The 22,760-nt window shown below is 66.3% G+C and carries 16 protein-coding genes; 6 read left to right on the plus strand and 10 right to left on the minus strand.

The genetic code is table 11. The features are described from left to right. Positions 1–166: 166 nt before the first annotated feature. Both ABQ137_RS19655 and ABQ137_RS19660 read right to left on the minus strand, forming a co-directional pair. Positions 167–2,086, minus strand: a complete 1,920-nt coding sequence (locus ABQ137_RS19655) for an alpha-amylase family protein (protein WP_349783411.1) — start codon at positions 2,084–2,086, stop codon at positions 167–169. 34 nt (positions 2,087–2,120) lie between these two features. After that, positions 2,121–4,577 carry a TonB-dependent siderophore receptor gene (locus tag ABQ137_RS19660; RefSeq protein WP_349783412.1) on the minus strand — a complete coding sequence of 819 codons (2,457 nt, stop codon included), beginning with the start codon at positions 4,575–4,577 and terminating at the stop codon, positions 2,121–2,123. Positions 4,578–4,844: 267 nt separating this feature from the next. Between ABQ137_RS19660 and ABQ137_RS19665 the strand changes: the two genes are divergently transcribed. Further along, positions 4,845–6,164, plus strand: coding sequence for an MFS transporter (locus tag ABQ137_RS19665; RefSeq protein ID WP_039525534.1), 1,320 nt, complete (start codon positions 4,845–4,847; stop codon positions 6,162–6,164). A gap of 137 nt (positions 6,165–6,301) precedes the next feature. Here the strand turns inward: ABQ137_RS19665 and ABQ137_RS19670 are convergent, their stop codons facing one another. The 4 genes from ABQ137_RS19670 to ABQ137_RS19685 all read right to left on the minus strand — a co-directional run bounded on the left by ABQ137_RS19670 (position 6,302) and on the right by ABQ137_RS19685 (position 11,243). Further along, positions 6,302–7,333, minus strand: coding sequence for a LacI family DNA-binding transcriptional regulator (locus tag ABQ137_RS19670; protein WP_024938961.1), 1,032 nt, complete (start codon positions 7,331–7,333; stop codon positions 6,302–6,304). Positions 7,334–7,756: 423 nt separating this feature from the next. Further along, on the minus strand, positions 7,757–8,497 hold the full coding sequence (phbB, locus tag ABQ137_RS19675) for an acetoacetyl-CoA reductase (protein ID WP_024938962.1): 741 nt from the start codon (positions 8,495–8,497) through the stop codon (positions 7,757–7,759). Positions 8,498–8,618: 121 nt separating this feature from the next. After that, positions 8,619–9,947, minus strand: coding sequence for a CitMHS family transporter (locus ABQ137_RS19680; protein ID WP_349783413.1), 1,329 nt, complete (start codon positions 9,945–9,947; stop codon positions 8,619–8,621). Positions 9,948–10,049: 102 nt separating this feature from the next. Then, a complete protein-coding gene (locus tag ABQ137_RS19685) occupies positions 10,050–11,243 on the minus strand; it encodes an OprO/OprP family phosphate-selective porin (protein WP_349783414.1) in 1,194 nt (397 codons plus the stop codon). Between the two features lie 243 nt (positions 11,244–11,486). On the opposite strand from ABQ137_RS19685, the gene ABQ137_RS19690 reads away from it, so the two are divergent. From ABQ137_RS19690 to ABQ137_RS19705, 4 genes are all read left to right on the plus strand, one after another. After that, positions 11,487–12,188, plus strand: a complete 702-nt coding sequence (locus ABQ137_RS19690; RefSeq protein WP_104556113.1) for a response regulator — start codon at positions 11,487–11,489, stop codon at positions 12,186–12,188. Beyond that, positions 12,181–13,566, plus strand: a complete 1,386-nt coding sequence (locus ABQ137_RS19695; protein WP_039510483.1) for a sensor histidine kinase — start codon at positions 12,181–12,183, stop codon at positions 13,564–13,566. Before ABQ137_RS19690 ends, ABQ137_RS19695 begins: the two co-directional genes overlap by 8 nt. Beyond that, complete coding sequence (locus ABQ137_RS19700; protein ID WP_047124705.1) at positions 13,566–14,615, plus strand: ABC transporter substrate-binding protein; 1,050 nt, start codon at positions 13,566–13,568, stop codon at positions 14,613–14,615. Before ABQ137_RS19695 ends, ABQ137_RS19700 begins: the two co-directional genes overlap by 1 nt. Before the next feature lie 192 nt (positions 14,616–14,807). Beyond that, complete coding sequence (locus ABQ137_RS19705) at positions 14,808–15,446, plus strand: response regulator (protein ID WP_024938967.1); 639 nt, start codon at positions 14,808–14,810, stop codon at positions 15,444–15,446. A gap of 106 nt (positions 15,447–15,552) precedes the next feature. On the opposite strand, the gene ABQ137_RS19710 is transcribed toward ABQ137_RS19705, so the two are convergent. Together ABQ137_RS19710 and ABQ137_RS19715 are read right to left on the minus strand one after the other, a co-directional pair. Further along, entirely contained in the window at positions 15,553–16,623 is a 1,071-nt protein-coding gene (locus ABQ137_RS19710) for an aldo/keto reductase (protein ID WP_228910988.1), read from the minus strand. 651 nt (positions 16,624–17,274) lie between these two features. Further along, positions 17,275–19,395, minus strand: a complete 2,121-nt coding sequence (locus ABQ137_RS19715) for a TonB-dependent receptor (RefSeq protein ID WP_349783415.1) — start codon at positions 19,393–19,395, stop codon at positions 17,275–17,277. Between the two features lie 365 nt (positions 19,396–19,760). Between ABQ137_RS19715 and ABQ137_RS19720 the strand changes: the two genes are divergently transcribed. Beyond that, positions 19,761–20,663: a LysR family transcriptional regulator gene (locus ABQ137_RS19720; RefSeq protein ID WP_026064333.1), complete on the plus strand. Its 903-nt coding sequence runs from the start codon at positions 19,761–19,763 to the stop codon at positions 20,661–20,663. On the opposite strand, the gene ABQ137_RS19725 is transcribed toward ABQ137_RS19720, so the two are convergent. Together ABQ137_RS19725 and ABQ137_RS19730 are read right to left on the minus strand one after the other, a co-directional pair. Beyond that, a complete protein-coding gene (locus ABQ137_RS19725; protein ID WP_104542334.1) occupies positions 20,655–21,434 on the minus strand; it encodes a substrate-binding domain-containing protein in 780 nt (259 codons plus the stop codon). The two genes, ABQ137_RS19720 and ABQ137_RS19725, sit on opposite strands and share 9 nt — an antisense overlap. Continuing rightward, positions 21,431–22,753: an MFS transporter gene (locus ABQ137_RS19730; protein ID WP_349783416.1), complete on the minus strand. Its 1,323-nt coding sequence runs from the start codon at positions 22,751–22,753 to the stop codon at positions 21,431–21,433. Before ABQ137_RS19730 ends, ABQ137_RS19725 begins: the two co-directional genes overlap by 4 nt. Positions 22,754–22,760 lie beyond the last annotated feature (7 nt).

The following is a 22,760-nucleotide window of genomic DNA, read 5'->3' on the forward strand; positions in this document are numbered from 1 at the left end:
CGGGACCTTACGCGGCATGGATGCCGCGTAAGAGCCTACAAGGACGTACTTGCGGCGTGTCCCGCGACGGTGGGCGGACAAGGGCCCGGCTGCCAGGCCACAGATCGTCCGCCCTAGCCGCAGATCGTCCGCACTGCAAGCGCGCGATAGACCTGCACAATCGCGTTCAAGCAATACGCTCCAGCCAGCGCACCGCATAAGCCGGCAGTACCAGCCGCATGTCATCGCTCAGCGATTCGACAGCCGCCTCGCCGCCATCTGCCACCACCTTCCATCGGCCATCTCTGAGCGCGGCAAGCTCTACCGTCAACGGTTGTTTGCCGAAGTTGTGCACGGCCAGGAAGCGATCGCCGCGCGTCAATGCAAACAGGCGCGCATCGCCCAGCGCAAGGCTGCCCAGCGCCTGATCGGCCGCCAGTGCGGGCAGCGCGGCACGTTGCCGGATCAATCCACGTAGCCGGCGATACACCGTGCCGCTCAGGCTACCCGCATCTTCGCGCTGTGCTGCAAGCTGCCAATCCATTGCCGGGCGATGCAACCAGCGACCTTCATGCCGACGCTGCGGATCGTCGCGGTAGCTGCCGTCGTTGGGCAGGGCGAGTTCGTCGCCCATGTAGATCAACGGCACGCCCGGCATCGCCAGCGCGATGGCATAGAGCAACACCAGCCGATCCACCGCCATGCGCAACGCCGCCGTATCGCCCGATGCCTGTGCGGCCTGGATCCCGGCCAGTGCCGCGGCCATGCCATTGGTGCCGTGCACGCCGTCGCCACTGCTCTGGAAGCTCTCGCCACGCGCGTAGCTGCCCGGCACCTCGTTGGCATAGAAGCGCGCGACATCGCGCAGTGCGAATGGCGGCTGCGCGGCGTTGCCGGCGGCTTCGTGTTGCAGCACGTTCCAGCCGATATCGTCGTGGCAGCGCACATAGCTCAGCCAGGCGCAGTTGGCCGGCAAGGGCGGGCTATGCGCGATGACGTTGTGCAGGATGTCGCCGCGTTGCAGCGCCAGCGCCGACCAACCGGCCGCCATCAGCGTGCTGTGATAGGCCAGGTGGCATTCGTGGCCCTGGTCTGCACCGCTGCCGAAGTAGGGCGGCAATTGCGTCATCGGCACGATGGCTTCGGCCTTCATCACCACCGACGGCGCAACGATGTCGGTGACCGCGCGCAGCGCCACCAGCAGGGTATGCGCCTCGCGTTGATTCATGCAGTCGGTGCCGGTGCGCTTCCACAGATACGCGGTGGAATCCAGGCGGAAGGCTTCCACACCCAGATTGGCCAGCTGCAGCATCGCCAGCGCCATCTCGCCGAACACCGCCGGGTTACTCCAGTTCAGATCCCACTGATAGGGATAGAACGTGGTCCACATCCACTGGCCGGTGGCGTCCACCCAGGTGAAGTTGCCGGGTGCGGTATGCGGGAAGACCTGCCCCAGCGTGGCTTCGTACTGGTCGGGCTGCGTGCGATCGGCGAAGTGATGGTAGTAGTTGAGATAGCGCGCATCGCCGGCCCGCGCCGCCTGCGCCCAGGCGTGATCGTCGGCGGTATGGTTGAGCACGAAATCTGCGCACAGGCTGATGCCGGCCTCGCGCAGGCGTGTGGTCAGCGCGACGAGATCGTCGTTGCTGCCCAGGCTTGGCTCCACCTGGCCATAATCGCTGACCGCAAAGCCACCATCGTTATCGCCGGCGCGTGCACGCAGGAACGGCAGCAGGTGTAGATAGCGCACACCCAGTTCCTGCAGATACGGCACGCGTTCGGCCACGCCCTGCAGCGTGCCGGCGAAGCGGTCCACATACGCGCTGTAGCCCAGCATGTGCTGCTCGCCGAACCAGCCGGGCTGACGCGATGTGTCGAGCTGTTGCAGTGGCTGTGGCCGCTGTTGCGCGCTGCTGCCAAGCGCGCTCAACCACTGCGTCAGCCACGACGTATAGTCCGGGCGTTGCCCATACAGCGCTTGTAGCGCGTCGAGCAGACGCGGCGCATGCCGGTCGAAGCGCGGTAACAGCACGCTCGCACGCTGCGCATCCAGGGGCGCGGCAAACGCCGCGCGCAATGCAGTGAAATCGGTGGGGGAGGTGCTCATTGGCAAGCGCCGGGACGAACCCGGCGAGGGGTCCTTAGAAGTCGTAACGCAGGCTGATGCTGGTGGTGCGGCCGGCAATCGAGCGTGCGCGGATGATGCCGTTGGCCGGGATGCTGGCTTCTTCGGCCTCGGTCAGGCCGAAGGTGTTGAACAGGTTGTTGACGTTGAGCGCGACAGTGAGTGCGTCGGTCACGCGGTAGTCGCCGAACAGGTTCACCTGCGTATAGCCCGGCATCTTCAACTGGTTGGAGTCCTGGGTGTAGGCATCGGTGGTACCGATCAGGTTGATACCGAACTGGTAGCCGTCGCCGCGATAGCTGGGTGTCAACTGCCACACCACATCGGCCTGGCGACGCGGCACGTTGCCGGTGTTTTCCGGAGTGATCTGGTCCTTGGAAATCTCCGCATCGGTCCAGGTCAGGCCGCCGTTGACGGTGAAGCCCTCGTAGCGGTAGCTGGCTTCCAGCTCCACGCCGTGCGCCTCGTAGCTGCGGTTGAAGAAACGCTGGCTGGTGACTTCGAAGTTCTGTTCCTCGGTGCGCGCCGAGAACGCGGTGGCGAACAGGCTCAGGCCGTCGCGGCGCCACTTCAGGCCGGCTTCGGCCTGGCGGACCACGTTGACGCCTTCATCGGAGGAGACCGAGCCGTCGTCGCGGACCACGCCGAACAGCAGGCGGTCGGCATTGGCGCGTGCGCCGCGGCTGATGCGCGCGAACGCGCCCAGGTCGTCGTTGATCAGGTAGTTGCTGCCCAGCGAATACGACAGGTAGTTCCAGTCGTAATCCACCGGCCGTGCGTTGGCGGTATCGACCGTGGCCACGCGTTGTTCCATCGGCTGGATCACGCCATCGCCGTTGACGTCCAGGTTCTGCGCGATCGCGGTGCCGGCATAGCTGCCGCGTGCATCGCCCATGTCGTAACGCAGGCTGCCGTCGATGCTGAACTTGCCGCTGTCGAAGGTCAGTGCGACGTACGGCGCGTTGACGTCGTAGCGCACGTCGTAGCTGCGGGTGATGCAGCAATCGCCCCAGAACGGGGTGCCGTACGCATACAGGCCATTTTGCGAGCGCGACACGCCGCCGGCATCGACCACGTTGAGCAGGCGCGAATCGCGGCCCAGGCTCTGCACGTAGGAGTTCCAGGTCCAGTCCATGTCGATGGTCTGGCGCGAGCTGTAATAGCCCATGCGCAGGTTGAGCGTGCGGCCGTCGCCGCCGAACTCGCGCGAGACGCTGAGGTCGTTGGTGACGTTGCCCAGGTCGTTGATCGCCACATTGAACAGATGCGTGCGGATCGCGTTGCCGGTGTAGGCCTGGCCGGCGTCCGGGCCGCTGGCCTGCACCAGTTGCGCGCCGGCGCCGCCGATGGACGCGGCCAGCGTGGCGGCATCGGTGACCTCGGCCGGGAATGGGCTGACGAAGCGGCCGCTGTTGTCGGCGATGCGGAACTTCTCGCTCAGGTTCCAGCCGCTGCCCAGGTCGAACCAGGCCTCGGCGCCGATGGTGCGCGAGATCGGGTGCATGCCGTCGCCCAGGTCGGTGCGGCGCGGCTGGTTGTTGCCGTCCAGGCCGACATCGCTGCGGAAATTGCGGCTGTACAAGGTGTCGTTGCCCGGATCGAAGCCGGCAAAGCCGCCCAGGTCCGGCGAGCCGTCGCGGCCACGCACGGAGGTCGGCACCGGCAGATAACCGGCGGCGCGATCGTTGAGGTATTTGCCGTAGACGCGCACGTAGCCGTTCTCGAACAGCCGGGTCAGGTTGGCCTTGAGCTGGCCGCCCTTGTCGGTGGTGTAACCGGCATCGCGCACGCCATCGCCCTGGCGGAAGAAGCCGCCGATGTTGAACTGCCAGTTTTCCGCGAACGGCGCGCCGTAGTCGAAGTCCACGCGGGTGTTGTCGTAATCCAGGCCGCGGCTCACGCCGACGCTGCCGCCTGCGGTGTCGCCGGTCTTGCTGATGAAGTTGATGATGCCGCCGGGCGCGTTGCTGGTGAACGTCGATGCCGAGCCGCCGCGGATGGCTTCGATGCGGTCCAGGGTGAAATCCGAGCGCAGGAAGATGTCCGAGTTGCCGAAGGCGATATCGCCGAATTCCATCACCGGCAGGCCGTCCTCCTGCAGCTGCAGGAACTTGGCGCCGCCGGAGGCGACCGGCAGGCCGCGCACGGCGATGTTGGCATTGCCTTCGCCACCGCTGGATTCGGAGCGGATGCCGGGGATGTTGCGGAAGATCTCGGCGGTGCTGCGCGGCGCCGACTGTTCGATCGCCTCGGCGCCCACGGTGCTGACCGACACGCTGGACTTCAACTTGGTGGTGGCGGTGGAAGTACCGGTGACGAACACCGAATCCAGATTGACCGCGGCGCTGTCGGCGGCCGGCGGGGTGACGGGTGCGGCCGTGGTCGCATCCTGCGCCAGCGCGGCTGGCGCGCACAGGCAGGAGACGACCGCGCAGGCCAGGGCATGCAGGCGCAGGGTGTGCAAGGTGGACATCGCGGTTCTCTCTCTCACGGATGGTGGTGTGCCGACGCCTGCATCGTCCCCTCCCAGGGAGTGGCCGTGTGGCCTGCAGTGCGAGCGCAGTAATACGCCCCAATGCAATCGATTGCAATCTTGCGTTGCAGCATCATTTCTCGGCTCTCTCGCTCATGTTTCGACAAGCGGAAACGTGTTGCGGCGCAGCGTTACAATCGATTGCAAAGACGGCAGGGTACAGTGCGCTGCGGCCACTGGGAGCCGCACCGATGCCCAGGGTTCTGCATGTCGTCGACCGCCACTCCGTTCTCCTTCGCGCGCATCCTGGCGCTCAACGCCGGCTTCTTCGGCGTGCAATACAGCTTCGGCCTGCAGCAGAGCAACATGAGCCCGATCTACAACTATCTGGGCGCCGATCACGCGAGCCTGCCGTACCTGTGGCTGGCCGGGCCGATCACCGGGCTGGTACTGCAGCCGTTCGTCGGCGCGTGGAGCGACCGCTCGGTGACTCGCTGGGGCCGGCGCATGCCGTACATGGTGCTGGGCGCGCTGGTGTGCAGCCTGTGCCTGTTGGCGATGCCGTTCAGCACTGCGCTGTGGATGGCGGTGTGCCTGCTGTGGATCCTGGATGCGGCCAACAACGTGGCGATGGAGCCATACCGTGCGCTGGTCAGCGATGTGCTGGCGCCACCGCAGCGGCCGCTGGGCTATCTCACCCAAAGCGCGTTCACCGGGCTTGCGCAGACGCTGGCCTATCTCACCCCGCCGTTGCTGGTGTGGATGGGCATGAACCAGGACGCCGCCAATGCGCACCACATTCCCTATGTCACCATCGCCGCCTTCGTGATCGGTGCGGGGTTTTCTGCGGCCTCGATCCTGCTCACCGCGCGCAGCGTGCGCGAGCCGGTGCTTGCGCCGGCAGAGATCGCGCGGATGCGCCAGACCGGTGCCGGCCTGGGCGCCACAGTGCGCGAAATCTACGGCGCCCTGCGCGCAATGCCGCCGACCATGCGCCAGCTCGCGCCGGTGATGCTGTTCCAGTGGTACGCGATCTTCTGCTACTGGCAGTACATCGTGCTGTCGCTATCGACCAGCTTGTTCGGCACCACCGAAGCCGACTCGCATGGCTTCCGCCAGGCCGGCCTGGTCAATGGGCAGATCGGCGGGTTCTACAATTTCGTCGCCTTTCTGGCCGCGTTTGCGATGGTGCCGGTGGTGCGCCGCATCGGCCCCAAGTACACGCATGCGGCCTGCCTAGTCGCGGCCGGCGTGGGCATGTGGGTGTTGCCGGGTATCCAGGACCGCTGGCTGATGCTGCTGCCGATGATCGGCATCGGGCTCGCCTGGGCCAGCATGATGGGCAACCCGTACCTGATGCTGGCCGACAGCATTCCGCCCGAGCGCACCGGTGTGTACATGGGCCTGTTCAACCTGTTCATCGTGCTGCCCATGCTGATCCAGATCGTCACCTTGCCGCTGTATTACGAGTGGCTGTTGCACGGCGACCCGCGCAACGTGATCCGCCTGGCCGGCGCACTGATGCTGGCCGCCGCTGTGGCGATGCTATGCGTACGCGTCCGCAAGCCCAAGGCAGCAGTGGTGTAGCCGCGACGCGTTACGCCTGTGTCGCTGCGTACTGAAACAACCGACCGCGATAACGTGGACAGCAACGCGCAGTTACGCGCCGCGCACCAGCACGCCCGCTCTTACGATTCCCCAATCCCCAATCCCCAATCCCGGCCTCAAGCCGACTCACGCACCACTAATTTCACCGGCATTTCCACCGACTCCACCGCTTCGCCGCCGATCAACGCCAGCAGCCGGTCCACCAGCAGGCGCGCGGCCAGGCCCAGGTCCTGCCGCACTGTGGTCAACGGCGGTTGGCTGTAGGCGGCCAGCGGAATATCGTCGAAGCCCACCAGCGAGATGTCCTGTGGCACGCGATGCCCGGCTTCGACCAGGGCGCGGATCGCACCGACCGCAATCACATCGGAGGCGGCGAACAGCCCATCCGGCGGATCGGTCTTCTTGAGCATCGCGCGGGTGAGGCGGTAGGCGTCTTCGCTGAGGAAGTGGCTGCGCGCATGCAGGCGCGTATCGAACTCCAGCCCGTGCCGCTGCAGCGCATGGCGATAGCCGGCAAAGCGCGGTGCAACCTCGGGTAACTGGTCGTCGCCGAGAAAGGCGATGCGGCGACGGCCGCTGGCAATCAGATGTTCGGTGGCCAGCGCGCCGCCCTGGAAATTGTCGCTGCCCACGCTGATGTACGACTGCCCGTCGATGCGGCTGCCCCAGACCGCCATCGGCAGGCCATCGCGCGCGGCTTCGTCGAGCGCGGCATGTTCGGAACTTTGCCCCAGCACGATCACGCCATCGGAGCGGCTGCCGCGTGCGAGTTGTTCCACCCATCCGTCCTGATGCCGGTCGAGCTTGGACAGCAGCATGCTGTAGCCGCGCCCGGTCAGCTCCTCGGCCAGCAGCGCCAGCATCGTCATCATGAAGGGGTCCGACAGCGGCTGGTCCAGCGCATGCATCATCGGCACCGCCACGCTCACCGTGTTGGAGCGTTTGGCGCGCAGGCTGCGCGCGATCGGATCGACCTGGTAGCCGGCATCGGCGGCAATCTGCTTGATGTACGCACGCGTCCGCTCGGCCACCACCGGGCTGCCGGCCAGGGCACGCGACACGGTGGATTCGGACACGCCCGCCATGCGGGCGATGTCGGCCATCTGCGGGCGGGCACCCGGCGTGGCGCGTTCTGAAGGTTTGGCCATGTCAGCGCAGTGCGGAAAACGCCGAGTGTAATCAGTTCGCGCTGGAGGCGGGTTGATCGACGCAGTGGCGCCCGCTTGTGCGCGCTGGTCAAACGCAATCACGCACCTGCATGCAAGCGGCAGGCGCGCGGGGCGTGCATGACAGCGGCCACGACTAGCGGGGGGCTTTGGAGCGGTGAGGCTTCAGGGGAGTGAGGCTTCAGAGCAGTTGACCATCAGAGCAGAGCAGTTGACCATCAGAGCAGTGATGCGTCAGAGCGGTGATGCTTCACCGCCACTAGCAAGGACTGCGCTCAGCGCTCGGCTGGCGCGCTGGGTGTTCGGAGCCGGCATGTATCCTCCACACGAGTCCTACTCGAGCGTGTCGTCCGCATCGACCTGACGGCCGCTCGCTACGTTCTGTCTACGTTCTGTCAGCGGCTCTCAACCCATGTACAGACCGCCGTTGACCGCATAGTCGGCGCCGGTCACGTAGGCGGCCTCATCGGAGGCGAGCCAGGCGCACAGCCCGGCGACTTCGGCCGGTTTGCCGAGCCGGCGGATCGGCACCGAGGTGGCCAGGCGGTCGAGCACGTCGGGTGGGAAACTGCTGATCGAGGCGCTGGCGATATAGCCCGGCGAGATGGTGTTGACGGTGACCCCGCGCGAGGCCACTTCCTGCGCCAGGGCGCGGCTGAAGCCATGCATCGCCGCCTTGGCGGTGGCGAAATTGATCTGCCCGATCTGGCCCTTGTGCGCACTGACCGAGCCGATGTTGACGATGCGTCCCCAGCCGCGCGCGGTCATGCCGTCGACCACCTGCTTGGTGATGTTGAACAGGGAATGCAGGTTGCTGGCGATCACCGCGTTCCAGTCGTCGCGGCTCATCTGCCGGAACAGGGTGTCGCGGCTACCACCGGCGTTGTTGACCAGCACATCGATCTCGCCGACCTCGGCCTTGACCTTGGCGAACGCGGCCACGGTGGAATCCCAATCGGCGGCATTGCCTTCGGAGGCGACGAACTCGAACCCCTGCTCGCGCTGCTCGCGCAGCCAGGAGGTCTTGCGCGGCGAATTGGGTCCGCAACCGGCGACCACGGTATGTCCGCTGCGCGCCAGCTTCTGGCAGATCGCGGTACCCACACTGCCCATGCCACTGGTGACGTATGCGATGCGAAGTGTCATTGCTTGAACTCCTTCGGAGTTGGGATTCGGGATTGGGGATGAGGGGATTCGTAACAGCGGGCATTGGTTCGCTCTGGCTTTGGCGAATCCCCAATCCCGAATGCCGAATCCCGGCGCGCGGCTAGCGCGCCAACGGAAACAGGCCAAACAACAACCCGCCCGCCAACATCAACAGGGAAATCAGCACCGCCCACTTCAGCGTGAAGCGTTGATGGTCGGCGAAGTCGACCTTGGCCAGGCCGACCAGCAGATAGGTCGATGGCACCAGCGGGCTGAGCAGATGCACCGGTTGCCCGGCCAGCGAGGCGCGCGCCATTTCCACCGGGGTGATGCCGTAGTGGCCGGCGGCCTCGGACAGGATCGGCAGCACGCCGAAGTAGAACGCGTCGTTGGACATGAAGAACGTAAACGGCATGCTGACGATCGCGGTGATCACCGCCAGATACGGGCCCCAGCTGTCCGGGATCACCGCCAGGAAGCTGCGCGACATCGCTTCGACCATGCCGGTGTTGGACAGGATGCCGGTGAAGATGCCGGCGGCGAAGATCAGCGACACCACCGACAGCACGTTACCGGCGTGATTGACCAGGCGGCGGCGCTGCTCAGCCAGGTTGGGGTAGTTGATCATCAGTGCCAACGCAAAGCCGATCATGAACAGCACTGGCATCGGCAGCACGCCGACCACCAGCGCGGCCATCAGCGCCAGGGTCAGGAGCAGGTTCACCCACAGCAGCTTGGGCCGCTTCATGTCCTCGGTGTCTTCCACGCGCGGCAGTGCATTGCTTTCTTCGGGGATGCTGGTGTCCAGCCAGTTGCCGTCGGCCGGCAGGCGCACCACGCCCAGGCGGCGCCGTTCGCGCATGCCCAGAAACCAGGCCAGCGTGAGGATGCCGGCGATCGCCATCGCCATCGCCGGCACCAGCGGCACGAATACATCGGCCGGATCCACGTGCAGGGCGGTGGCGGCACGCGCGGTGGGGCCGCCCCACGGGGTCAGGTTCATCACGCCGCTGGCCAGGATGGTCACGCAGGTGAGGTTGAGCGCGTTCATGCCCAGGCGCTGGTACAGCGGCAGCATCGCCGACACGGTGATCATGTAGGTGGTGGAGCCATCGCCGTCGAGCGAGATCAACATTGCCAGGATTGCCGTGCCCATGACGATCTTCAGCGGATCGCCCTTGACCAGGCGAAGGATGCGGCCGACCAGCGGATCGAACAGGCCGGCATCGATCATCACCCCGAAGTAGAGGATGGCGAACATCAGCATCACGCCGGTGGGCGCGATCTTCTTGATGCCGTCGAGCATCATCTCGTTGATGCCGGTGCCGAAGCCGCCCAGCAGCGCGAACACGATCGGCACCGTGATCAGAGCCACCAGCGGCGACAGCCGCTTGCTCATGATCAGGTACATGAAGGTGATCACCATTCCGAAACCGAGCGCGGTCAGCATGCGGGCAAATCCTTTGAGGCGTACAGCAGGGGGAGAGTGGAGCGCGCGGCGGCGGGTGCATTGCAGCAGCGGTGACGCATCATGCGAAGACCAGGCAAACGGTCAGAAGTCGTACTGGAAGCGGCCGGTCACCGCCAGCGTGTGATCGACCACCGCATCGGCCATGCGGTCGCGGTTGCGGCTGTCGATCACATTGAGCATCACGCGCATGTTCGGCTTGAAATACCAGTTGCCGCCCAGCGTCCACGACTGCGTGCTGGCGTTGATGAAATCGGGTTGGCCATCCAGATGCTGATCGCCGCGCATGTAGTCGTAACGCAAGGCCAGCTCGAACGCGCCGGAGGGGCGATTGGGCGTCTTGATCCGGCTGAAACGTCCGGTCTTGCGGTCGTAGCCGCGCGACTCGCCGGTGACGAACCAGCTGACCAGGCCGTAGCTGGCCAACACCTTGGCATGCTGCGAGCCGTCGTCGAGCAGGCCGCCGCTGAATTCGCTCTGCCACGACCAAGGGCCCAGCACTTCGGCGTATTCCAGCGACCATTTGTCGAAATCGGTATCGCGGCCATCGGCAAAGCGCGCCAGGGTGATGCGGCTGTTGTTGGCCAGATCGTTTTCCGGACGTGGACGGATCAACAGGGACGCCGCGCCGCCGCTGCCCGGATGCGAATAGCGCTCGTGCGCCAGCGACACGCCCAGGTGGCGCAGCCGTGCCTCGCCCATCTCCGGTGCGAAGGTCAGCCGCGTGCCGAGCGCGCCGCCCTTGGTCGAGGAATTGTCGATGCTTTCCAGGCTGTAGGCCGCGGTGGACCAGGTCGCATCGGGGCGATTGGCCTGCCAGGAGATCGCCTTGCGATAGATCGGCGCCAGCGTGGTGGAGGCATAGCCGCGTTCCAGGAACGGGCCGTAGTTGGAGCCGGTGCGATCGTCCAGCGAGAAGTACTGCTTGAACTGGCCCACGGTCAGCGTGCCGGCGGAAAACTTCTTGGCGATGTACACATCGCGCGCCAGGATGCCGCGGCTGCCGGACTCGTATTGCAGGCCGGCAAATTCCGCCTCGGCCTTGTAGGTGAAACCGTAGAACTTGCCGGCCACATCCAGCCACACGCGGCGGAACTGGGTGTCGTTGCGCTCGGGCGTGCCGCGTTCGTCGTTGTCGAACACGGTGAAGTCCCAGTGCACGCGCCCACCCACCTCGGCGGTGACCGGGCCGTCGCCCTCGGCCGCATGCGCGGCCGGTGCCAGGCACAGCGCGGCGCAGGTGGTGAAGACGCGCAGACGCAAGGTGTCGTTGCTCACAGACCCTCCCAGGTACATGTGTGAATCACGTTCAGCGATGCACCGCACAAGCACGCTGCGGCGCGTTGGCAGCAGCCTAGTCCGGTGAAGCTGTCATGGACCTGTCGTTTGGGCGGGGATTGGGGAGTTGGGATTGGGGATTGGCAAGAGCCAAAGAAGCTTTTGTTTGCGTGGCCTGTTACCTTCCGGCCGCGAGAGCATTGCCTTTGCGAATCCCCAATCCCGACTCCCCAATCCCCGCCCATGCGCCTGCTGCTAGTCGAAGACAACGCCGATCTCGCCGATGCCATCGTGCGGCGCATGCGCCGTAGCGGGCATGCGGTGGATTGGCAGTCCGATGGCCTGGCGGCGGCGAGTGTGCTGCGCTATCAGAGCTTCGATCTGGTGGTGCTGGATATCGGCCTGCCCAAGCTGGATGGGTTGCGCGTGCTGGCCGGGATGCGCGAGCGTGGCGATACCACGCCAGTGCTGATGCTGACCGCGCGCGATGGCATCGAAGACCGCGTGCAGGCGCTGGATGTCGGGGCCGACGACTACCTGGGCAAGCCGTTCGATTTCCGCGAGTTCGAGGCGCGTTGCCGGGTGCTGCTGCGGCGCAACCGCGGGCAGGCCAGCGAGGTGGTGCAGATCGGCGGGTTCGTGTTCGACAACGCCGCGCACACGCTGGTGCTGGACGGGGTGCCGATCGAGTTGCCCAATCGCGAATACCGCCTGTTCGAGATCCTGATCGGGCGCCTGGGCCATGTGGTGGGCAAGGACGAGATCGGCAACGGCTTGTTCGGTTTCGACGACGATGCCGGGCCGAATGCGATCGAGCTGTATGTCGGCCGCCTGCGTCGCAAGCTGGCGGGCGCGCCGTTGCGCATCGTCACCGTGCGCGGCGCCGGCTACAAGCTCGAAGAAGCCGATCCGCATGCGCCGGTGGAGCCGGGCCTCGATGGCTGAGCCGCGCATGGTGGCACCGTCGATCCGGCGCACCTTGCTGCTGTATCTGGGCAGCCTGTCGGTGCTGGGCGCGGTGGTGCTGTTCTTTGCCGCACGCGACTACGGCGAGCGGGCCGCCAACCGCTCCTACGACCACCTGCTGGTGTCCTCGGCCCTGTCCATCGTCGACAGCGTGGCGCTGGTCGGCGGCGACTGGCAGGTGGACCTGCCGTATGCCTCGCTGGACCTGCTCGGCATGGCACCGGAAGACCGCGTGTTCTACCGCGTGTTCGATGCGCAAGGCCGCACCATCACCGGCGAAGAGAGCTTGCCGTTGCCGGCGCGTGCGCCCGGCGACGAGCGCCCGGTGCTGTTCGATGCCGACTACAGCGGCGAGCCGGTGCGCTTTGCGGTGGTGATGCATCGGGTGGCATCGGCCTCCGGGCAGGGCGAGGTGCGCGTGCAGGTCGGTCAGACCCGGCGCGCCCGCGATGCGGTGGCACGCGATGTGGTGCTCAACGCGCTGGTGGCGATCGGCGTGCTGTCGCTGCTCGCCCTGGGCCTGGTGTGGCTGGGCGTGTATCGCGCCCTGCGCCCGTTGCAGCGTATCGAGCGCGACCTGTCGCGGCGCGAGCCCTCCGATCTGAAACCGCTCAGCGTGCCGGCGCCGCAGGAAATGCAGTTGATGGTGACCGCGCTCAATCGCTTCATGGCGCGGCTGTCGTCCAGCAACGAAACCCTGCGCGCCTTCATGGCCGAAGCCGCGCACCAGATGCGCACGCCGCTGGCCGCCTTGCGCGCTCAGGCGCAGCTGGCGATGGACGACGACGACCCGCGCGAGATGCAACGCAGCCTGGTGGCGATCGAGCGCAATGCCAGCCATATGAGCCGGCTGCTCAATCAATTGCTCAGCGACGCCAGCGTGATCCACCGCGCCAACTTGCAGCGCTTTGCCACCGTGGACCTGGCCGAAGTGCTGCACCAGGCCTTGCACGAGGCCTTGCCGCGCAGCGACGGCGCACCGCGCGTGCACCTGGCGATCGACCCGCAACCGGCACTGCTGCGCGGCGATGCGTTGCTGCTGCGCGAGGCGCTGAAGAACCTGATCGACAACGCCTGCAAATACGGTGCCGGGGCACCATTGCAGGTGGCGCTCACCAGCGACGGCAGCCATCACGTGCTGACCATCGCCGATCACGGCCCCGGCATTCCCGCCGCCGAAGCCGAGCGCGTGTTCGAGCGTTTCGTCCGCGGGCCGGATGCGCCGGCCGGCGGCGCGGGGCTGGGGCTGGCCATCGTCAAGCGCGTGGTCGAAGCGCACGGCGGGCGCATCGATCTGAGCAACCGCGTCGGTGGCGGGCTGATCGCCTCGTTGCATTTTCCTGGAGGGACGCGGTGATGCGCGTGCTGTTGCTGATGGTGGTCTTGCTGGCGCCGGTTGTTGCGCGCGCCGCGCCCGGCGATGTGCGGGTGTTTCCCGCGCACGGCCCGAAACAGGCGCAATTACGCGTACAAGGCTCCACCGATCTGGAAGTGTTCGGCGCGGTCATCCAGGACTACCAGCGCCTGCATCCGGGCACCGAGGTGATCTACGAGGACGTGATTGCCTGGGACATCTACGAGCGCTATCTGCATCCGGGCAAGGCCACGGCTGCCGCCGACATGCTGATCAGCGCCAGCATGGACCTGCAGACCAAGCTGGTGAACGACGGCCACGCGCTCGCGCATCGCTCCGCGCAGACCGAAGCGCTGCCGGCGTGGGCGCAGTGGCGGCACGAAGTGTTCGGCATCAGCTACGAGCCGGTGGCGATCGTCTACAACACACGCAAGCTGGCCGCCGCGCGGGTGCCGCGCACACGCCGGCAGTTGCTGGCCTTGCTGCGCGCGCCCGACGCGCCGCTGCGCGGCCGGGTCGGCACCTACGATGTCGAGCGCAGCGGCGTGGGCTATCTGTTCGCCACCCAGGACGGGCAGGTCGGCAGCATCGCCGGCGCGTTGCTGGCCGCGTTGGGGGCCAACCAGGTCAGGCTGGAAGAACGCACCGGCACCTTGCTCGACCGCGTCAGCCGTGGCGAGCTGCTGCTGGCCTACAACGTGCTCGGCTCCTATGCGCAGACGCGCATCGACGCCGGCGCGCCGCTGGGCATCGTGCAGCCGCAGGACTACACGCTGGTGGCCTTGCGCACTGCGGTGATCCCCAGGACTGCACCGCACGCGCCGGAGGCGCGCAGGTTCCTGGATTACCTGCTCTCGCCACGCGGCCAGCAGGTGCTCTCGCGCGAGGCGCGGCTGATGCCGATCCTGCCGGCCGCCGGCGGCCGTGGCGGCCCGGCGCAGCCGCCGTTCCGGCCGATCCCGCTCGGCCCCGGTCTGCTGGTGTATCTGGACAAGCTCAAACGCCGGCAGTTCCTGGATGCCTGGCGGGCCAGCACGCAGCCGCCGCGCTAGGCAAGCGCTGACGAGCTGCGCGAACGGCTGCATGCCGGCGCGGCGCGCGCTGCCGGCCTTGGCGTGCAGGGCGTGGACGCGGCGATTTCCACGCCCATTCTGGCTGCCCGGCAGGCCAGATGCCCGCGTAGCGAGGCGGGGATGGATGCCCGGACGCGGGAAACCGACACAGCCATGTGCCAGACTTGGCGCATGGCCGATCTCACCATCCTCGTCGCCGACGACCACCCGTTGTTCCGTGCCGCCGTGATCCATGTGCTGCAGCAGACCCTGCCGCAAGCCGATGTGGTGGAGGCCTCCAGCGCCGCCACACTGAGCGCGATGCTGCGCTCGCACCCACAGGCCGAGCTGGTGCTGCTGGACCTGGCGATGCCGGGCGCACGCGGCTTTTCGGCGCTATTGCACGTGCGCGGCGAGCATCCGGACATCCCGGTGGTGGTGATCTCCTCCAACGATCACCCACGCGTGATCCGGCGCGCGCAGCAGTTCGGCGCGGCCGGCTTCATTCCCAAATCCACCCCGGCCGAATCGATCGGCACCGCGGTGGCCAGCGTGCTGGAGGGCGGCACCTGGTTCCCGCCGATGACCGCCGAGCGCTCGGAGGCCGACGCGCAACTGGCCTCCAAGCTCGCCCAGCTCACCCCGCAACAGTTCCGCGTGCTGCTGAGCCTGGCCGATGGCCTGCTCAACAAGCAGATCGCACACGAACTCGGGCTGGCCGAGAACACCGTCAAGGTGCACGTCACCGCCATCCTGAAGAAACTGGACTGCTACAGCCGCACGCAGGCGGCAGTGCTGGTCAAGGCGCTGGAGCCGGAAGGCGAGGGCTGATCGCTCCGGCAAACGCCTTGCGGAGTCCGGTCAGCGCCGGATTGCGGCGAGCAGGCGCGGTGCAGCGGTGGCGCGCAGATTCTTGCCCATCTGCACTCCGCTCTGGTCAGCTGCGCAGCTGCAGCTTGTGCGTCCCGTAGATGAGCTGCTGCGCCATCGGCCGGCCGATAAAGCGTTCCGGGAAGATCGGCGCCAGCGCGCTGATCCGATCCAGCCGAGCCAGGTGTTCATCGCTCAAGACGATTTCCAGCGCACCGAAGTTGTCCTCGGCCTGCTGCAGCGTGCGTGCGCCCATCACCGGCGAGACCACAGCCGGATTGCGCAAGGTCCAGGCCAGCGCCACCTGCGAGCGCGAGGCGCCCAGTTCCTCGGCGACCGCACCGACCGCATCGGCGATCTCCAGCGAGCGTGCATTGAGATGCCCGGTCGAGGCGATCACGCCCTTGCGGCTGGTCGAGACCTCGGCCGCGTTGTCGTCGGAGAGATCGGCGCGGCTGTACTTGCCGGTCAGGATGCCACCGCCCAGCGGCGACCATGGCAGCACGCCCAGGCCCAGCTCGCGTGCCATCGGCAGCAGCTCGTGTTCGACGCTGCGCTCGACCAGGCTGTATTCGATCTGCAGCGCCACCAGCGGCGACCAGCCACGCAGGTCGGCCAGTGTCTGCAATTGCGCCACCCGCCAGGCCGGGGTGTTGCAGATGCCGAGGTAGAGCACCTTGCCCGATTGCACCAGATGCTCCAGCCCGCGCATCACTTCCTCCGGCGAGGTGGTGAAATCCCAGGCATGCAGGTACAGCAGGTCGATGCGGTCGGTGTCGAGCTGGCGCAGGCTGGTCTCGACCGAGCGGATCAGGTTGAGGCGATGATTGCCGCCGGCGTTGATGTTGTCCGGATCGCGCGCCATGGTGAACTTGGTGGCCAGCACGAAGCGCTCGCGGCGGTGCTTGAGCAGCGCGCCGAGGATGCGCTCGGAGCCGCCGTTGGTGTAGTTGACCGCGGTGTCGATGAAATTGCCGCCGCGGTCGGCATACGCATCGAAGATGCGCCTGGCTTCGTCCGCGTCCGCGCCCCAGCCCCAGTCTTCGCCGAAGGTCATGGTGCCCAGCGACAGTGGCGAGACGCGCAGTCCGGAGCGGCCGAGCAGGCGATAGTGGTCCAGCGACAGTGTCTGACTCATGCGGTGTGTCTCCCGGTAGTGGCGTTGTGCGTGTTGCGATGCACTGTGCCGCGGGCCGCCGGGTCGGCGTGAGCCTGGTGATCCGGCATTCTTGCCCGATCGTCCGGATCGTCCGGATCGTCCGGACCGTCACCTCGGCATCGTCACGCAGGAATGCGCGCCACTGGGAGGCGATTGAGCGACCAAGACGCTGATGTCTGCGACTTCGTTGCAGGGCCCTTGCCCGCCCACCCTCGCGGGACACGCCGCAAGTACGTCCGTGTAGGCTCTTACGCGGCATCCATGCCGCGTAAGGTCCCGCGACGGTGGGCGGGCAAGGACCAGTCGGGATAGTCGGTGTGCATGTTGCAAGCAATGCACGATGCATATTGTTCGGGTGATCCGTGGGTGGCTGCCTGGTCGGCGTGTATGGTTTTCAGCGAAGCAACCGACAAGCTCTCTGGTGCGGTGGCCTTGCCGCTTGCGGGACCGTGTGGCGGCATGGATGCCGCCACCGAGCCTCCACGGACGGATTCACGGCGTGTCCCGCGGGCCGCGCCCTCGACCGCCCAGGCTGTTGACTGCATCTAAACGACGCGACGAATCGGCATCCATGCGCAGCGGCAGGCGTGCGCAGGCGTATCGCGCGCTGCTGGCAATCACGCCACGCCATCAGAAATCCAGCGAATAGCCCAGCGTGATGGTGCGGCCGCGCCCGGCGAAGTAGCGCAGCGGTTCGACCAGGGCCGATTGCGAGTAGTAGGTGATGTACTGCTTGTCGAACAGGTTGGACACACCCATGCGCACTGCACCACGCGGCAACGCGTAGTTGAAGGTCGCATCCACCAGCGTGTAGCCGCTGAAGCGCTTGTCGGCCTCGTCGAAGGATTGGCTGAAGGCATGCTGGGCCTGCACGAACGAGGAGAACTTCGGCGTCCACTGCGCCGACCACGAGGCGATCACCCGGTTGGGCGCCACGTTGAGCCCATCCAGGCGTGCGTCCAGCTGCCCATCGTTATCGCTGTCGTAGCGGCCACGGGTGTAGGCATAGGACAGGCGCAGGCGATGTGCCGCATCCAGGCGATAGCCCAGGCTGGCGTCCACGCCCTGCACGCGGGTCTTTTCGCGGCTCATCATGAAGGCGCCGTTGATCGGCACCACGCGCGTGCCCAGGTCCGAGTTGGACTGGAAGTAGCTCAGGTCCGCGTCGAAGGCGCCGCGCGTGAGGCGGGTGCCCGCTTCCACGCTCTTGGTCAGGATCGGCTCCAGCGTGCTCAGGCTGGCCACGCGCGTGCCCGGCGTGTTGATCGCGCGCAGCACGCGGCCCACGTCCGGCATGCCGAAGCCTTCGGAATAGCTGGTGAAAAAGCTCACACCCTCGAGCGGCGTGTAGACCAGGCCGGTGTTGTAGAGGGTCTGGTTGAAGTCGAGCGTGCCGCCTTCGACAGCGACCCGGTTGTAGCGCCACAGCGTCTGGTAGCTGTCGATCTGCAACTCGGCTTCTTCGCGGCGCACGCCGGCGTGCAGGGTCAGCGTGGGCAGCAGCTTGTATTCGCCCTGCACGAACAGCGATAGATTGCGGTAGTCCGACTCGGGCACATAGGTCCGCCCGGTGCCGTACAGATCCTGCTTGCCGGTGTCGGCCAGCAGGTCGACGCCGCCGGTGAGCTTGAGCCGGCTGTCGAGCAGCTCGTCCCTGGTCAGGCTGATCTTGCTGCCCCACTTGGAGGCGACCGAACGCGATTGGTCGTACAAGGTGCCGACCGGGGCGATGCGCGGGTCCTGAAACGTGGACGAGTTGTCGGCACCGAACAGCCCTTCGAATTCCTGGTTGAACACCATCGCGCTCAGCTGCATGCCGGCCAGATCGTCATGGGTGTACGACAGGCTGGAGGTCAGCACATCGTTCCAGGGCGCGGTGCCCTGCGGCGTGCCGCGCACCGAGCTGGTGGGCAGGCCTTGCGCGCGGTTGCCGGCGACGCCGATGTAGTCATTGTCGTTCTTGATGCGGTAGCGGTTGACGCTGACGCTCAGGCGCTGGGTGTCGGTGAGGGCGTAGCCGAGCTTGGCCAGCACGTCGTAGCTCTTGGACGTCATCAGGTCGCCCTGAGTGTTGTCGGCGCCGATCGGCCGGCCTTGTCCATCCACGTACAGGCCCTGGTCGCTGTAGCTGGCCGAGAACAGGTAATCGAGCCTGTCCGAGCGGCCGTCCACGCGGTAGCGGGTCTCGACGCTGCTGGTTTCCGCACGCGTTTCTGAGGTAGGTGCGGTGGCCTGCACGTCGATGTGCTGGTTCAACGAGCCGTCCTGCGGGCGCCGGGTGATGATGTTGATGGTGCCGCCGGTGGCGCCCAGGCCGTTGATGGCATTGGCGCCCTGGATGACTTCGATGCGCTCGACCATCGCATAGTCGATGGTGTGCGCTTCGCGCCCGGTGGGGCGGATCGGATTGGACTGCGGCACGCCATCGATCAGGATCAGCGGCGTGCGCCCGCGCAGGGTTTCGCCGCTGCCATTCATCTTGCCGCGGCTGGGCGTGTACGAGGGAATCAGGTTGGCGAGCACGTCGGAGGAATTGCTGGAGATCGTCAGCTGCTGCTGGATCTGCGCCTTGTCGATGATCAACACCGTCTGCGGCGATTCGGCCACGGTCATGTTGGAGCGCGAGGCGGCGACCACCACGGTGTCCAGCGTGTCGGTGACGCCCGATTGCGCGGACGCGGTGGCAGAGGCGAGCAGGCAGAAGGTGGCAACGAACGGCATGCCGGCCGATCCGGAGACGGGAGACTTCATCGGGCAAGGAACTCCAAGGCGCGGTCGGCACATACGCAGCATGTGCACGGCAACGCGAAAGGTGAAGATTAAATGGGAATCATTATCGCAATTCTAGCAGGCGCGAGCGCCGCCACGCTGGGCATGCCGCAGCGTCGTGCGCTGCGAATGCGCGCGTTGGCAGCATCGCGGCGATGCCCGAGCCATGCGCCGCGCGTGCGGGTATCACCTGCGTCGGAAACAGGCGTGTGCATTCCTGCGGCGATGACCGCCTGCACGAATGTTGCAAGCCGCGCGCGCCGCGTCTGCAGGCGTCTGCGCACGCAGTGCAGCAGGCAACTGTCTATGCTATGGCGACCGCCATCGAACATCGCAGCCGCGGCATCGTGACCATCAAATTCGACCTCAACGATCTACAGGCATTCCGTGCCGTTGCCGAAAACGGCAGCTTCCGCCGCGCTGCCGAACGCATCCGCATCACCCAGCCGGCGCTCAGCCGCCGGATCGACAAGCTCGAGTCGGCGTTGAACGTCAAGCTGTTCGAGCGCACCACGCGCAAGGTCGCGCTCACCACGGTCGGGCAGGCGTTCATGCCGCAGGTCGAGCGCATGCTCGACGACCTGGACATGGCGTTGATGAGCATCGGCGATGCCGGATCCAGCCGGATGGGCACGGTGACCGTGGCGTGCGTGCCGTCTGCGGCGTACTACTTCATGCCCCAGGCGATTCACGGGCTGCATCAGCTGTTTCCGAAGATCCGCATCAGGCTGTTCGATGGCAGCGCCAGTCACGTCAGTGCGGCAGTGGCCTCCGGCGAGGCGGATTTCGGCGTCAGCTTCAGCGGCAACCTGGCACCGGAGGTCGAGTTCGAGCCGTTGCTGCAGGAGCGCTATGTGATTGCCTGCCGCCGGGACCATCCCCTGTCCGGACGCGAGCAGGTCAGCTGGCAGGAAGCCTATGGCCATGACTACATCACGCTCGACAAGACCTCGGGCAACCGGCTGGTGCTGGACCGGGCGCTGTCTGCATTCACGCCGGAGCAGCCGAGCATCTGCGAAACCCGCCACGTCACTACATTGCTGGGCTTGGTGGAGGCCGGCGTCGGCATTGCCGCCGTTCCTTCGATCGCCATGCCCTCCGGCCCGCATCCGGTGCTGGCGGCGGTGCCGCTGGTCGAACCGGAGGTGTTGCGCAACGTGGGGATCCTCAAACGCCGTGGGCGGACGCTGACACCGACCGCGCTCGAACTGGCGGAACTGGTGCGACGGATGCCCGCGCGCTCACGGTGAGACCGGATCCAGGCCGGTCGCGCGCGCAACCGCCTGCGCGTCACCCGACTGCAGGTAGGCAAGCAGGCGCCTGGCCGCTGCGGGATGATCCGCGCTGACCGGCACGCCTGCCGCATAGCGCGTGATCGACTGCAGCGGTTCGGGGATCTTGCCGACAACATCCACGCCTGCCACCGGCAGCAGTTCGGCCACCTGCTGAAAGCCCAACTGATAACTGCCGTCGGCCACCACCGAGCCCACCGGGATGCGTTCGATCTTGCGGCTCTTGGCCATCATCGGGCCCTGGATCTGCAGCTGCTTGAACAGTGTGGTCTCGATGTAGACGCCACTGGCGCTGTCGGAATAGGCAACGGAATCGGCCTGCAGCAACGCGTGTTTGAACTGCTCGACGGTATCGATCTGCGGCTTGGGTGCGCCACTGCGCACCACCATGCCGATCCGGGAATCGGCCAGCTCCACCCGCGATGCCGGATCCACCAGTCCCGCATCGATCAGTTTCTGCAGCGCGCTGCCCACCATGATCACCACATCGGCATGCTCGCCACGCGCAAGCCGGTTGGGAATGGCTTGCGGCGTCTGCCCCATCGAAGGGCCATGCAGTGTCGCAACTGTCACTCCGGTCTGCCTGCTGTACTGCGGCGCCAGACGTTCGAAGGCGGCGGTGAAACCGCCGGAGGTCATCACGGTCAGATCCTGCGCGGCTGCGGCCGGCGACAGCAGGGCCGTGGTGACAACCGCAGCCAGCAATTTTTTCCAGAGAGCCCGCATCATTTCGCCGCTCCCGCAGCCGGATCGAGGCCGGTCGCTGCCGCTGCGTTGCCATGCCGGCGATACAGGAACAGCGTTGCGAACAGCGCGCACACCGAGGCGAACACCAACCAGTACCCAGGGGCCGCCTTGTCGCCGCTGACATGGATCAGCCAAGTCGACATCACCGGCGTAAACCCACCAAAGACTGCCGTGGCCAGGCTGTAGGCGAGCGAGAAGCCCGCCACCCGCACATGCGCCGGCATCAGTTCGGTGAGGGCGGGAATCATGGCGCCGTTGTAGATACCGTAGAGGAAGGACAGCCACAGCAGCGCCTGCAACATGTGCGCAAAGCTCGGTGCGGATGCAAGGAACGCGAGCACCGGATAGGCGCTCAGTGCGCACACCACCGCCATGGTCACCAGCAACGGCTTACGGCCGAAGCGGTCGCTGAGCGCGCCGCCGATCGGCAGCCAGAGGAAGTTGGAGATGCCCACCAGCAGCGTCACGATCAAGGCGTCGCCGGTGCTGAGCTTGAGCACGCTCTTGCCGAAGGTCGGTGCGTACACGGTGATCAAATAGAACGCGGTCGTCGTCAGCGCCACCATCAAGCCGCCGGCAATCACGGTGCCGGCATTGTTCGCCAGCCCGCGCATCACCTGCTTCATCGTCACCCGCTGGGTGCGCTGCGCGAATTCCGCAGTCTCTTCCAGGCGCCGCCGCAGCAAAAAGATGAAGGGGATGATGACGCAACCGATGGCGAAGGGAATCCGCCAGCCCCACTGCGCCAGATCCTGCGGCGGCATCAGCTGGTTGAGCGCATAGCCGATGGCGGCCGCAGCGACGATGGCCACCTGCTGGCTGGCCGATTGCCAACTGGCATAGAAGCCGCGCCGCCCCGGCGTTGCCATCTCGGCCAGATACACCGACACACCGCCCATTTCGGCACCCGCCGAGAAGCCCTGCAGCAGCCGTCCGAGCAGCACCAGTGCCGGTGCCCACAAACCGATGCTGGCATAGCCCGGCACCAGCACGATCAGCACCGTGCCGCTGGCCATGATCGCCAGGGTGACGATCAAGCCCTTGCGGCGCCCGACATCGTCGATGTAGGCGCCCAGGATCACCGCGCCCAGCGGGCGCATCAGAAAGCCTGCGCCAAACACTGCGAAGGTCATCATCAGCGAGGCGAATTCATTGCTCGCCGGGAAGAACGCCGCGGCGATCTGGGTTGCGTAGAAACCAAACAGGAAGAAGTCGAACTGCTCGAGGAAGTTGCCCGAGGTCACCCTCAGCACCATCCCCAGTTTCGACTGCCGCGTTGCCTCAAGGTTCGAAGTCTGCATAGATCGC

Origin of the sequence: Xanthomonas sp. WHRI 8393, assembly GCF_040203315.1 — a bacterium.
GTDB classification, from domain to species: domain Bacteria; phylum Pseudomonadota; class Gammaproteobacteria; order Xanthomonadales; family Xanthomonadaceae; genus Xanthomonas; species Xanthomonas arboricola.